At 74.6% G+C, this 13069-nt stretch carries 10 protein-coding genes and 1 pseudogene; 8 read left to right on the top strand and 3 right to left on the bottom strand.

Translation table 11 applies throughout. The annotated features are described in order from the left end of the window. Positions 1–185 precede the first annotated feature (185 nt). The 3 genes and pseudogenes from G7075_RS21815 to G7075_RS19165 all read left to right on the top strand — a co-directional run. Positions 186–1241: pseudogene (locus tag G7075_RS21815) on the top strand (alpha-amylase family glycosyl hydrolase); the annotation flags it as partial. A gap of 733 nt (positions 1242–1974) precedes the next feature. After that, entirely contained in the window at positions 1975–3549 is a 1575-nt protein-coding gene (locus tag G7075_RS19160) for a DUF1800 family protein (protein WP_166124024.1), read from the top strand. A gap of 14 nt (positions 3550–3563) precedes the next feature. Beyond that, positions 3564–5015: a DUF1501 domain-containing protein gene (locus G7075_RS19165; RefSeq protein ID WP_166124025.1), complete on the top strand. Its 1452-nt coding sequence runs from the start codon at positions 3564–3566 to the stop codon at positions 5013–5015. Between the two features lie 18 nt (positions 5016–5033). On the opposite strand, the gene G7075_RS19170 is transcribed toward G7075_RS19165, so the two are convergent. Continuing rightward, the gene (locus G7075_RS19170; protein ID WP_166124026.1) at positions 5034–5672 is read right to left on the bottom strand and encodes a TetR/AcrR family transcriptional regulator C-terminal domain-containing protein; all 639 of its coding nucleotides are present in this window, start codon (positions 5670–5672) and stop codon (positions 5034–5036) included. A 47-nt stretch (positions 5673–5719) separates the two neighbouring features. Here G7075_RS19170 and G7075_RS19175 point away from each other — a divergent pair, with 47 nt between their 5' ends. Genes G7075_RS19175 through G7075_RS19185 form a run of 3 tightly spaced genes read left to right on the top strand, consistent with a single transcriptional unit; the run spans position 5720 to position 7326 of the window. Beyond that, entirely contained in the window at positions 5720–5956 is a 237-nt protein-coding gene (locus G7075_RS19175; protein ID WP_205860574.1) for a hypothetical protein, read from the top strand. Continuing rightward, positions 5956–7041, top strand: a complete 1086-nt coding sequence (locus G7075_RS19180) for a hypothetical protein (protein ID WP_166124027.1) — start codon at positions 5956–5958, stop codon at positions 7039–7041. Before G7075_RS19175 ends, G7075_RS19180 begins: the two co-directional genes overlap by 1 nt. A gap of 12 nt (positions 7042–7053) precedes the next feature. Further along, the gene (locus G7075_RS19185) at positions 7054–7326 is read left to right on the top strand and encodes a DUF2218 domain-containing protein (protein WP_166124028.1); all 273 of its coding nucleotides are present in this window, start codon (positions 7054–7056) and stop codon (positions 7324–7326) included. Between the two features lie 45 nt (positions 7327–7371). On the opposite strand, the gene G7075_RS19190 is transcribed toward G7075_RS19185, so the two are convergent. Then, complete coding sequence (locus G7075_RS19190) at positions 7372–8487, bottom strand: hypothetical protein (RefSeq protein WP_166124029.1); 1116 nt, start codon at positions 8485–8487, stop codon at positions 7372–7374. Positions 8488–8701: 214 nt separating this feature from the next. Here G7075_RS19190 and cobA point away from each other — a divergent pair, with 214 nt between their 5' ends. Together cobA and G7075_RS19200 are read left to right on the top strand one after the other, a co-directional pair. Further along, positions 8702–9970 carry a uroporphyrinogen-III C-methyltransferase gene (cobA, locus tag G7075_RS19195; RefSeq protein ID WP_240917762.1) on the top strand — a complete coding sequence of 423 codons (1269 nt, stop codon included), beginning with the start codon at positions 8702–8704 and terminating at the stop codon, positions 9968–9970. 20 nt (positions 9971–9990) lie between these two features. Next, on the top strand, positions 9991–10560 hold the full coding sequence (locus tag G7075_RS19200) for a hypothetical protein (RefSeq protein WP_166124031.1): 570 nt from the start codon (positions 9991–9993) through the stop codon (positions 10558–10560). 18 nt (positions 10561–10578) lie between these two features. On the opposite strand, the gene G7075_RS19205 is transcribed toward G7075_RS19200, so the two are convergent. Then, the gene (locus G7075_RS19205) at positions 10579–12558 is read right to left on the bottom strand and encodes a hypothetical protein (protein WP_166124032.1); all 1980 of its coding nucleotides are present in this window, start codon (positions 12556–12558) and stop codon (positions 10579–10581) included. Positions 12559–13069 lie beyond the last annotated feature (511 nt).

Here is a 13069-nt window from a genome sequence, read left to right on the forward strand (position 1 = left end):
ACGACCGTCGCCCACCCCGCGCCGAGGGCGTGGCCCTCCGCGGCCCGCCGGTGGGAGGGTCGACCGCGTCGTGGCCCGGCGTGCCCTCCCCGGGCAGTCGACCCGTGTGTCCGCCCCTCCCCGCACGGCCACGACCCCCCGCACGGCCACGACGCCCGCGGGGCCCGGCTCACTAGGGTGGAGCGATGCCCAGCACCCGCCCCCAGCCGGCCTGGCTGGCGAACTCGGTCCTCTACCAGATCTACCCGCAGACCTTCGCGGACTCCGACGGCGACGGCATCGGCGACCTGCGTGGCGCCCTCGACAAGCTCGACCACCTCGCCTGGCTCGGGGTCGACGCGGTCTGGTTCAGCCCCCTCTTCGCCTCCCCGTTCGCCGATGCGGGCTACGACGTCAGCGACTACCTGACGGTCGCCCCGCGCTACGGCACGAACGACGACCTCGCCGCCTTCGTCGACGCCGCCCGTACCCGCGGCATCCGCGTCCTGCTCGACCTCGTCGCCGGCCACACGAGCGACCAGCACCCGTGGTTCCGCCAGTGGGCCGACGACCCGTCCGACCGCCGCTACGTCGGCCACGCGAAGGTCGGCCACCCCGCCGGCGTCTGGTGCCCCGTCCCCGGCAGCCGCGGCGGGTACTACCTCATGAACTTCTACCCCTGCCAGCCCGCGCTGAACTTCGGCTACGCCCGACCCGACCCCGCCCAGCCCTGGCGCGACGCCGTCGACGCCGAGGGGCCGCGCGCCAACCGGCAGGCGCTGCGCGACGTGATGGCGCACTGGTTCGACCTGGGCGTCAGCGGGTTCCGCGTCGACATGGCCGGCTCGCTCGTCAAGGACGACCCGGGCCTGGTCGAGACCGGCCGGCTCTGGAGCGAGATGCGCGACTGGCTCGACACCGAGCACCCGGACCAGGCGCTGCTGTCCGAGTGGGGCGACCCCGCCGTGGCCGTGCCCGCCGGCTTCCACGCCGACTTCTTCCTCCAGTTCGACAAGCCTGCCCTGAGGTCGTTGTGGCACACCGGGGTCGGCACCCATGAGCCGAGCTGGACCGAGTCCGGGCGCTTCTTCTTCGACCCCGACGGCAGCGGGGGCATCGACACCTTCCTCCGCGAGTGGCGGGAGGCGACCGCGGCCATCGGCGTCGGTGGCGGCCACACCGCCCTGCCCACCGCCAACCACGACTACGCACGGCTGGTCAGCGGCCCGCGCACCGCCGAGCAGGCCCGGGCGGCCTTCGCCCTCGTCGCCACCTGGCCGTCCCTGCCGACGATCTACTACGGCGACGAGATCGGGATGCGCTACGTCGAGGACCTGCCCGACACGGAGGGCAGCATCCTCTCGCCGACGAACAACCGCACCGGCTCGCGCACCCCGATGCAGTGGGAGCCGGGCCCCGGCGCCGGGTTCTCGACCGCCCGCGAGGAGGACTTCTACCTCCCGCTCGACCCCGCGCCCGACCGCCCGGACGTCGCGACCCAGCGGGCCGACGAGGGCTCGCTGCTGCACCTGGTGCGTCGGCTCCTCGCGCTCCGGCACGCGACACCCGCGCTCCAGCCCGCGGGCAGCCTGGAGGTGCTCACCGAGGACTACCCCTTCGCCTACGTGCGTGGGGCACCCACCTCGTCGTCGTCAACCCGCGCCGCGAGCCGGCCACCGCCGACCTCCCCGCCGGATGGGACACGGCGCGCCCGCTCGAGGTCGAGGGCGTCCGCCTCGGCGGGGGCCGGGCCGAGGCCGCCGGCTTCTCGTTCGGCGTCTTCGAGCGCACCGGCTGACGCCCCGCGGGCGCGGTCCGCGGCCCAGCCGGGCCCCGGGGTTCACCCCTCCCCAAGGGAGGGTCTGGCTTTGGTCAAGAGATGGCAATCCGAACCCTCGGGCGGTCGGGGGCGGGTGACACTCGTCGCGGAGGTTGCGTCGGCACGGGCGGGGCGATCACCACTCTCGCCCCGCCCGTCTCCCCAGGAGTCTCGCCATGCCGCCCGCCCTGACGCTGACGCGACCCGTCCCGACGGTCCCGTCGCGGCCCCGCGCCGCCGCGGCCACCGTCGCGGCGCCCCTCTCCAGCCCCCTCGCCCCCCTCCTCACCGGCTGCTCGACCACCCCGGAGTGGGTCATGGCCCGCCGCACCGCGATCGGCGCCAGCTTCGTCGTCGCGGACGAGATCCGGAAGGTCGGCGTCCGCGCCTGGCTGGACGCCCAGTTCCGCCCCGACACCATCAGCGAGCCGTTCATCGCCACCGCCCGGGCCAAGTACCCGGCGGTCTGGAACACGACGCCGGCCGCCGACGTCACGGCCGGGTACTCGGGCATCTCCGAGGGCCACATGGCCGAGCAGCTGATGCGCGTGCACGTGCTGCGCCCGGTCTACACCAAGCGCCACCTGCAGACCTCGATGGCCGACTTCTGGCTCGACTACTTCTCGCTCCCGTACTCCGAGAACAAGATGACCGGCAGCGCCCGCCAGCTCGACGCGCTCGCCCGGACGATGGCCTTCCGCCGGTTCGACGACCTGCTCGTCGCCTTCATCTTCAGCACCGGCATGCTCACCTACCTCGACCAGTACACGAGCACGCGCACGCACCCCACCGAGAACCTCGCCCGTGAGGTGATGGAGTTGTACTCGGTCGGCGTCGGGCGCTACACCGAGGCCGACGTCAAGGCCGCGTCGAAGCTGTTCTCGGGGCTCTGGGGCGGCACGCGGCCCGACGGCTCGGTCGCGATCGGTGTCCACGAGACCAACCACTGGTTCGGGGCCGTGACCATCCGCGGGCGTCGCTACCCCAACACCGCGTGGAACGGTGGCACGACGAGCGGGCCGAAGGACATCGTCCGCTTCGTGCGCGACCTCGCGAACGACCCCGTGACCCGCGCCAACGTCTGCACCCGCCTGGCCCGCCGCTTCGTCAGCGACACCCCGCCGGCCCCGATGGTCTCGGCGATGCAGGCGGCCTGGGTGGCCACGGGCGGCAGCATCGAGCACGTCCTGCGGGCGATGTTCACCCACCCGACCTGGCTGACCAGCGCGGGCCGCAAGTGGCGCCGCCCCGCCGAGGTGTGGGCCTCCGTCGCCGCGACGGCCGGCGTCGAGTGGACGCACACACGCCCGGCGAGCGACCTCACGGAGAAGCCGATCGCCACGACGTACGACGCCATCCGCGCCGCCGGCCAGCCGGTGCGCGACTGGCCGACCCCGCAGGGGATGCCCGACCGTGACGCCCACTGGATGGGCACCGCGTCCGTCCTCGGGGGGCTCAACGCCGCCGACGCCGTCCTCGGCAACACCGACCCGCACCTCACCTGCCGCGGCGCGCTGGCCGGCCGGCTCGGGGTGACCTCGACGATGACCTTCGTCGAGGCCGCCGTCCGGATCCTCGAGCGGGTCACCGGGTACCGCGTCCCCGCGACGCACGTCCTCGTCGACGTCCTCGTGACGCGCCTCAACGGCGGCACGCCGCCGAAGAGCGTCAACGCGCGGATGGGCACGACGGCCGGTGTCGACCGGGCCGTGCACGCCGCCATGACCAGCCCGCTGATGTTCCTGCGCTGACCGGAGAAGCCGCGATGACCGACCACACCTACCTGCTCGACGACGACATCCTCCCGATCCACCACCACGAGGACGACCGCAAGGACGCCATCGCCGTGCCCGCCCCGGACGGCGGACTGACGGTGCACACCGGGAGGACCGCCAAGGACGAGGCCTCCCGCCACGCGAGCGCGCCGGTGGCCGACCTGACGACGGCCCTCGAGGATGCCGGCATCGCCGGGGGCTGCTCGGAGGGCCGGCGCGCCCTGAGCCGGCGCACCGCGCTGCGTGGCGCCCTCGCCGCGACCGGGGCGATGCTCGCGCCGTCGGTGCTGCCGCGGTACGCCCTGAGCAGCGCGCACGCCGCGACGCAGGGGACCGTCATCGTCGTGTTCATGCGCGGCGGCGCGGACGGCCTCTCCATCCTCGCCCCGATGGGCGACCCCTGGTACGGCCGTCGGCGGCCGGGAGTCGCGCTGAGCAGCAGCCAGGTTCGCCCGCTCACGTCGATGTTCGGTCTCAACGCAGCCGCCGAGCCGCTCCTGCGCTTCTGGGACCGGGGCGAGCTCGCGTTCGTCCACGCCACCGGCAACACCGCCCCGACCCGGTCGCACTTCGAGAAGCAGATGCTCTGCGAGACGGGGGCCGCCACCGCCTCGGTGCGCAGCGGCTGGCTCGGTCGGCACCTGACCACCGCCGGCACCGACGACTCGACCTTCCGGGCCTTCACGATGGGCGGGGCCAGCGCCTACGCCCTGTCCAGCAACGTCCCGACCCCGGCGATGGCCTCGCTGGGGTCCTTCACCTTGGCCTCGGCCGACGCCGCGGCCGCCCAGGTGACCGACGACGTGCGGGCGATGTGGGGAGCCGCCGGGGGTCCGGCCGAGAGCGCCGTCAACCGCACCCTCGAGGCGGCGCGCCAGGCCACCCGGATGGCCGCCGGGACCGGACCGGCCGTGACCGCCGGCTACGGCACGAGCGCCTTCGGGGCCGCGATGGGCGAGGTCGGCCGCGTGCTCCGGTCCGGCGTCGTCCCGGAGGTGGTCTGCGTCGACTCCTACGGCTGGGACACCCACGTCTCGATGCGCCAGGGCGACGGGCGGGTCATCCCCTACGTCCTCAAGGACTTCGCGGCCACCCTCGACGCGTTCGCGACCGACATCGGCCTGCAGGCGTGGGCGCGCACGACGGTCGTCGCGCTCACCGAGTTCGGGCGCACCGCGGACGAGAACGCCGCCGGCGGCACCGACCACGGGTTCGGGTCGACGATGATCGCGCTCGGGGCCGGGGTGCGCGGGGGTCGGGTCCTCGGTGCCCACCCGGGACTCGCGAGCAGCCAGCTCGACGGCGGGGCGCTGGCCATCGCCACGGACTACCGCGACCCGCTCGCCGAGCTCGTCACGCAGCGGCTCGGCAACGCCGCCCACCTCTCGACCGTCTTCCCGGGGTACACCCCGAAGCCGGTCGGGCTGTTCGCCGCCGCCTGACCCCGCCCCGGCGGCCCGTCAGCCGGTCGGTGCCAGCCCGCGCACGAGGGCGGCGAGCCCGACCTCGAACTCGTGGTCCGGTCCGAGGGCGGTGACCTCGGCGGCCAGCGCCGCGAGCCGGTCGGCACCCGGGACCGCGCCCCCGCCGTCGGTGCCGCCGCCGTCGAGCTCGATGTCGCTGCCGCCCGGTGCCGACTGCTGCTCGAGGGTCGAACCGATCGTGTAGCGGGACACCGCGATGAAGGCCAGCACGGCCTCCGGGCCGCCGAACCCCTCGGACTCGAGGAAGGCCACCTGGGCGACCGCGTTCGCGACGTTCGGAGCGCGCGAGCCGCTCGACGCGACGAGCCGGGCGCCGTCGCGCACCGACAGCATGGCGCGGCGCAGGCTGCGGGCGTTGCGGGTGAGGAAGTCCGCCCAGGTGTCGCCGGGAGCGGGGAGACGGTCGGTGTGCGACCGGTCGAGCACCGTCGCCGCCGTGGCGTCGAGGAGGTCGGCCATGCCGCGGAAGTGGTGGTAGAGCGCGGGCTGGCGCACCCCGAGCCGCCGGGCGACGGCGTGCCCCGACAGCCCGTCGAGCCCACGCTCCTCGAGGGTCGCGAGGGCGGCGTCGACGACGCTCGCGCGGTCGAGCCGGGGGCGTGCTCCGTCGGTCACGTCCGCACCCTACCCCGGCGCTGCTTATCAGTGATAAGGTCGCCGCCGTGCCAGCCACCACCGACCGGGGGGAGCCCGAGATGACCGACCACGACGCCTGGAGCGGGACGGTGGTGCGCCGCTCGCGTGGACTGCTCGACGGGTCCAACCTCTACCGCCGGGTGACCGTGCGGCTCGAGGACGGCTCGACCCGTCGGGTCACGGTGGGACGCGAGCTGTGGGACGCACTGGCGGTCGGCGACCGGCTCGAGCAGCCCGCCGGCGGCCACCCGCGCCGCGGCTGATGCCCACGGCCACGCAGGAGGGGGCCGCCCGGTCGGTGCGAGCGGGACGGCGGACCACCCGCCGGGCCGCCCGCAACCGCCGGGCGGCGTGGACCCTCGTCGTCCTCACCCCGCTGGTCTCCGAGCTGGCGCTGGGATCCACCCCCGTCCGGATGGCCTGGCTCGTCCTGCTGTGGATGCCCGTGTACGGCGCCGGTGTGCTCCTCGTCCGCGAGCTCGTCACCCGCCGGGGGAGGGGCTGGCCGAGCATCCTGCTGCTCGGGCTGGCCCACGAGCTGGTCGAGGACGGCATCGGGCTGCAGGCCCTCACCTCGCCGCACCTGTACGACGCCGCGTCATGGGGCGCCCGGGTCCTCGGGGTCAACCTGCCGTACTGGGAGGCGAACGCCGTCTACCACGTGGTGTTCACGGTGGCCGTCCCGATCGCCCTCACCGAGCTGCTCTTCCCCGGCCACCGGGGCCGTCCCTGGCTCGGTCCCACCGGGACAACCGTGGCCGGCGTCGTCGCGCTGCTCGGCCTCGGGCTGCTGCGGGTCAGCGTGCCGCCGTCCGAGGACCCCGGCTCCCAGGCGCCGCTGCCGTTCGTCCTCGGGGTGGTGGCGGTGGTCGTCGTCCTCGGGGTCCTCGCCCTCGTCGTGGTGCCACCGCGCGCGGCCGCCGCGACGGCCACCGACGTCCCGGCGTCCGGCGCCGGCACGCCGTCACCGGTCGTCCTGGCCGCCCTCGGCGCGGGCGCGACGCTGCTCTTCGTGGGGCTGTCCTTCCCGCTGTTCGGGGCCGACCAGCCGGCCGGCACGCACGGGATGGTCGTGCTCGTCCCGATGGCGCTGACGCTGCTGCTGGCCGTCGGGACGTACCGGTACGTCACGACGCGGGCCGCGGGTCCGGCCTGGACCGACCGGCACACGCTCGGCCTCGTGGGTGGTGCGCTGGTCGGGCACACCCTCGGCGGCGCAGCGGCCGTGTCCCACGCCACCGTCGACCGGGTCGGTCTCGCCGTCATCGCCGTGCTGACCGTCGTCGCGGTCCTCACCCTCGACCGGAGGCTGCGGCGCCGCGCCGTGGCTACACCGCGAGCCGCCTGAGAGGATGGACGCATGGTCTCCGGAGTGATCCGCACGCCGCGCGCGGAGCGGTACGTCAAGCAGCTGGCCGGGCACTGGCGCGAGAAGGCCGAGGTCACCGTCGACGACGACGGAGCCACCCACTTCGCGATGGGGAGCGGGGCGTCGGCGACCCTCCGACCGGGGGCCGAGGTGCTCGTCGTCGAGTCGAGCAGCCCGGAGTTCGGCGAGGTCGTCCAGCGCCACCTCGAGCGCTTCGGGATGCGCGAGGGCCTGGCCCTGGAGTGGGACGACAGCCCCGCCTGAGACCCGTCGTCACGGCCCCGACCCTCCGCCTGCGAGGCCCTGGGGTCAGGACGGCGCGCCGGCCAGCTCCGTACCGGTGCCCGGGGTGGTCGTGGCGTCGTCCTCCCGCTCCGGCGGCCCGGCGAGCGGCCAGAGCCGGAAGTAGTCGCCGTGGAACGCGAAGAACGGGAAGGTCACCGCGAGCAGGGCGTTGGCCAGCCACAGCTCGGCGTCGAAGGCCGATGGGCCCGACGCGAGGTCGCCGGTGACCAGCGGCATGAGCACCCGGTAGAGCAGCGCGAGGACGGTGCCGACGACCATCGCGGTGACGGCGCCCAGCGCCCCCTTGACCGGCTGTGACCGACCGGCGAACACGGTGCCCTGGAGCATGTTGAGCAGCACGACCGACCCGAAGATGAACGGCACGGGCACGGTGACGAGGAAGCCCGGAGGCGTCATCCCCAGCGTCCGGGTGCCGAGCACGTAGAGGACGACGGCCACCCCGAGCGACAGGGCCGTCCAGGCCAGGCCCAGCACGGGTTGGCGCATCACCCGGCGGGAGCGGCTGAGCGGCCAGACGTCGAGGTGCAGGGTGAGGAACATGACGGCCAGCGCCGTGACGGCGACGACCGTGGCGTCCCAGGCGTCGACCGGGCCACCAGGGTCGAGGCTCGCGACGTAGACCGGCGCACCCTTCAGCCAGCCGTAGTCGAAGAGCAGCTCGAAGAGCACGGCGGTCACCACATAGCCACCGACGAGGAGGGCCAGGCCCGAGGCAAGACGGTGGTGCAGGAACGAGAACGGCCACCCGCCCCACACGATGGACAGGAAGAAGGCGACGACGACGGACACGATCGTCGCCTGGGCGAGCATCGGCGTCGGCGGCCCGACGAACCCCCCGATCGTCGACCAGAGCACGAGCGCGACGACGGCGGCGACCACGGCCGTCACGGCGAGGTAGGCCAGCCCGCGCACCGGCTGCCGGAGTCCGGCGAGCGCGGCCGGCTGCTCACCGTGCCAGTACGCGCCGACGACGATGGCGAACGGGATGGCGCACATCATCACGAAGGACACCCAGCCGCCGAACGTCGCCCACGACATCGGGGCGATGACGAGCAGGGCGAGCACGATGACCAGGGCGGTGGCGGCGATGCCCAGCCAGGGCTGTCGACGGACGGACACGGTGGACTCCCGAGGGTGCGGCGCGCCGGTGCGCAGCCTGGTCCGTGACGCTAGGATGCCCGGCGCCGGCCGGTCAGCGGGCGTGCCGCACCGCGGAACGGGGTCCGGAACGCGGGGGTGCTCGCCCGGGCCGTCCCCGGGCGTGGACCCGACTTGGCCGGCCCCGCCCGGGGCGTCACGATGGTCGGATGACCCACGACCCGTCGCGGCCCGCGTGACGACGCTGCTCGGCCTGGACCTCACCGGCCGGCGCGTCCTCGTCGTGGGCGCCGGCCGGGTCGGCACGCGCCGGGCCCGCCGGTTCGTCGAGGACGGCGCGCTCGTGCTGCTCGTCGACCCGTCGCCCTCCGACGACGCCCGCCGGATGGCCGGCCACGGCGACGTCGAGCTGCGCGAGCGGGGGGTGCTCGAGGGCGACCTCGACGGCGCGTGGCTCGTGCTCGCGGCCACCGGCGACGTCGCACTGGACGCCCAGGTCGCCGCGTGGGCCGAGGCGCGCCGCACGTGGTGCGTCAACGCCTCCGACGGCCGCGACGGGTCGGCCCGGGTGGCCGCCGCGAGCACCCACGGTGACCTGACGCTCGGGGTCGTGTCGACCGGGGACCCCGACCCCCGGCGGGCGGCCTCGGTGCGCGACGCCCTGGCCGCGCTCGTCGGGGCGGGGGAGGTCGACCTGCGTCGGCGCCGTCCCGGGCGGGGGCGCGTCGTGCTCGTCGGCAGCGGCCCGGGTGACCCCGGGCTCGTGCCCGTCGCCGGGCTCGAGGCCCTCGCGGCGGCGGACGTCGTCGTCACCGACCGGCTCGGCGCCACGGGTCTGCTCGACCGGCTCCCCGACGACGTCGAGGTCGTCAACGTCGGCAAGAGCCCGACGAACCACCCTGTGCCACAGGCCGAGATCAACCGCATCCTCGTCGACCGGGCGCTCGAGGGGCTGACCGTCGTGCGCTTCAAGGGCGGCGACCCGTACGTGTTCGGGCGAGGTGGCGAGGAGGTGCACGCCTGCCGACGCGCGGGCATCGAGGTCACCGTCGTCCCGGGCATCACCTCGGCGTTCAGCGTGCCGGCGCTGGCCGGCATCCCGGTCACGCAGCGGGGCGTGGCGACGTCGGTGCACGTGACGTCGGGGCACGTCGGCGCCGACTCCGCCGCCCTCGCCGCGCTGGCCGCCGGGGCCACCGTCGTCTTCCTCATGGCCGTCTCGGCGCTGGGCGACATCTGTGCGGCGGCGCTCGGTGTGGGCGTCGACCCGGACCTCCCGGTCGCCGTCGTCGAGCAGGGGTCGACGGCCCGGCAGCGGGTCACCCGGGCCACCGTCGCGACGGCCGCCGAGGTGGCCGCGCGCGAGGGGGTCCGGCCGCCCGCGATCGTCGTCATGGGGCGGTCGCCGCGCCGGGCTTCCTCGACGACGACGTCTGCGCGACCCCCGAGCCCACCGCCGACGCCTGAACGCGGCGGTCTCGGGGGCCCCGCTCGGGTGTCGTGACGGCGATAGCATCCCGGTGCATGCGGCCGCCCTTCGACTTCGTCGCCATGGTGGTGGCCGAACGGGACCTGGTCGTCACGAGCTCGACCGCCCACACCTCCCGGGTCGAGCCCCGACGGTCCGACTTCGCCTGGCACTGCGACCTCGACGACGGCACGCCGACCGGGGAGAACGACCCGGCCTCCTTCGTCCGCTGGGTGTGTCCGGACCTGCGGGCCCGACAGTCGTCGCACGCCCGTCCGCCGGTCACCCTCGACGTGCACCGCGCCGGTCCGGCGTCCGACCTCGGGCGCCTGGTGCAGCGACTGGCGGGGCTCTCCGGTCGCGCAGCGGGTGGCCCGCCGGTGGGGAGCCTCGTCGTCGACGACCCGCACGGCATCCTCGACCCGGGGCTGAGGCAGCGGCTCGAGGGCTGGCCCCCGGCGATGCACGGCGACGGTGTCGAGCGTCCCGCGCAGCTCTCGTCGATCGGGGTCACCGCCGAAGGACTGGTCGTGTCGTCGGTCTCGTGGTGGGGCAGTGCACCGGCCCTGCGCCACCAGGTCGACCTGGCCGTCGACGTCGCCCACCGGCTGGCTGCCCTCCGGTAGGACACCGGAGCAAACAGGTCACCGCAGCCGACCTCCCGTATCGTCCCGGTGCTCGTCGCCCGTGGCGTCGAGGGTCGCGAAGGCACCCTCGCTCGCGGCGGCGTCCACCACCGCGACGCCGAGCCTGCGGAAGGCCTCGAAGTCGAACTCGTCGTACACCTCCAGTGAGCTCGACGTGGCGGGGAAGCCGTCGTGCGAGGCCGCGTAGGTGCGAAGGTCCCACGGCACTTCGCGAGGCAGGACGCACTTGAGGTAGACGATCGTGCAGAAGGGCTGCTCGTCAGCCGGTGCATCCGATCTGTGGGCCGTCGCGACCGACCAGACACGGTCGGGGTGCGACGCGGTCCCCCGTGTCATCCACCGGGGGTCGAAGCGCACCTCGACACCCAGCTCCATGCGTGCGGTGGCGACTGCCCGACCCATCGTCGGGAAGGCGTCCTCTTGGTCCCCCGAGCCGTCGAGCACGATGACGACGTCCGGGGCGTCCTGCGACCCCGGCGAGCGCGCCGCCCTGACATCACGCAGGGCCTCGACGAGACCGAGGTTGTCGAAGTGGCCGCCGTCGGTGACGTAGAGCCACGACGCGAAGGCGCTCGCCGCGCCCACCGCCTCGGCCAGCGGGACACCGCCCTTGGGGAAGGAGGTCCGCCACTCCGTCCACCGCAGCAATCGGCGCCAGGGCGTGGTCTCGCGTGGCAGCTGCGCCCACGCCGGATTGGGGAGCCAGACGCCCAGGCGGACGTTGAGGAGGGCGAACAGCACCCGGTAGGCGCGCACCCCCGCCTCCCGACCGGCCATGGGAGCCACGGCGGCCGCGGACACCGCCATCGCCTCCGACAGGGTGACGGGGACGCCACCCGCTCCTCTCGTGGCCATCGTGCGCCGCTCGCGGCCCAACCGTTCGGGGGTGGTCAGGACCGGTCGTCCCGCGGCGCCGAGGCTCGTGACACCCACGGTGTCGCGGGAGAAGACGAACGGGATGCCGTGGCGACCGGTGGGGACGAGGTCGGCGTCCGCACTGTTCACCGTGCCCAGGAGGTGCAGCGCCGGGATGTCCGGCCGCAGCGCGCGCCCCGGAAGCGTGGCCAGGCCGGGGTTGCGGCTCACGACCCGGGGGACGGCGGCCGAGGTCTGCGTGGTGTCCAGGTAGGCGTACTGGAGCTGGGCCCGGTAGAAGGGGAACATGCTCGTGGCGTTCGGGCCCAGCGATGACGTGGCCACGAAGCCGAGAAGGGCGAGGATCGGCACGACCAGCGAACGGGTTCCCCACCACGCGGACCCCGAGCCGCTGGACGCGACGAGACCGGTGAGGACCTCGCCCGCGGCCGAGAGGAGCACCACCAGCAGGATCGCAAGCGCCAGCCGGGGGGCGACGACCCGGCGGAACGCGCTGAGAACGGCCCCCGTGAACGAGTCCGCGCCTCGGGGCCGCCAGAGACCCTTCCAGGTGGACGCGACCAGGGCCAGCACGGAGGTCAGCGCGCCTCCGGTGAGGGCCGCCCGGAGGCCCTCGGCGTGGTCCGTCAGCGCCGTGGGCAGGGCCGAGGACACCTCCTGCAGCCCGATGGCGAGCAGGACCGAGCCCGGGACGAGCAGCAGCCAGCCCACCGCCCACCCGGAGAGGGTCACGAGCCATCCACGCAGTGCCTCCGCGAAGGGCACGCCGACCGACGCTCGCGCGCCCCGACCGGGTCCGTCCTCCCCGAGGTCCGGGCATCGGTTCCGGTCCCGTCGAGGGGAGTCGTCCGCACGCCCCCGGAGGCCACGCATCAGCAGCGCCGTCCCGCTCGTCACCACCAGCACCACCGACGGGACCAGCCAGAGCGCGGTGAACCCCGTGCCCGTGTGCCACGTCCGGGCGGTACCGGCTCCCGACGCCACGAGGGCGTGCCCGAGGAACGGGGAGACGAGCCAGAGACCGAGCCCCCCGAAGACGGTGATGAGCAACAGGGCGTGCGCGACCCCCACGAGGAGTGACAGGTACAGCTCGAAGCGCACCCCTCTGCTCGCCACGAGGTAGTTGGTCCTCGTCCGCAGGGTCCGCAGCTCCTCCGACGACGAGCTGAACGGCCGAGCGCCCCCTCGGCCGCGAGGGTGAACGCCGACGCCGCATACCCTCCCCCGCTGACGGCGTACACCCTGTCGGCGGACTGGTAGATGCCGCGCGAGTGCAGTGCGGACAGGGCGCCGAGGCAGAACGACGCGGACTTTATTCCTCCCCCCGAGCACGCCAGGAGCAGCCGTGGGCGTCGCAGAGCAGGATCGTCGCCGGGCGCGTCCCCGGGTGTCGCGACGGATGGGGCCGGCCCCCCGGTCGCGTCACTGTCGAGGGTCGAGGCGGACACGGTGAACAGGGCGGCCCGGCCGGCCATGAGCGCGAGGAGCGCCGACCAGGTGGCCGTGACCGGCCGCGGGAGTGCGAGTGCCGCCGTGGTGTCGTCGAGTGCGCGAGCACACCAGTGGGCCGTCACCAGGTACAGGAGGAGGGAGAGCACGAGGAGGAACTCTC

This window comes from Phycicoccus sp. HDW14, assembly GCF_011383005.1.
Taxonomy (GTDB): Bacteria; Actinomycetota; Actinomycetes; order Actinomycetales; family Dermatophilaceae; genus Phycicoccus.

Coding starts and splice junctions, on each gene's coding strand:
- G7075_RS19160 (WP_166124024.1), top strand. CDS start 1,975: ATGCCGCCCGCCCTGACGCTGACGCGACCCGTCCCGACGGTCCCGTCG.
- G7075_RS19165 (WP_166124025.1), top strand. CDS start 3,564: ATGACCGACCACACCTACCTGCTCGACGACGACATCCTCCCGATCCAC.
- G7075_RS19180 (WP_166124027.1), top strand. CDS start 5,956: ATGCCCACGGCCACGCAGGAGGGGGCCGCCCGGTCGGTGCGAGCGGGA.
- G7075_RS19185 (WP_166124028.1), top strand. CDS start 7,054: ATGGTCTCCGGAGTGATCCGCACGCCGCGCGCGGAGCGGTACGTCAAG.
- G7075_RS19200 (WP_166124031.1), top strand. CDS start 9,991: ATGCGGCCGCCCTTCGACTTCGTCGCCATGGTGGTGGCCGAACGGGAC.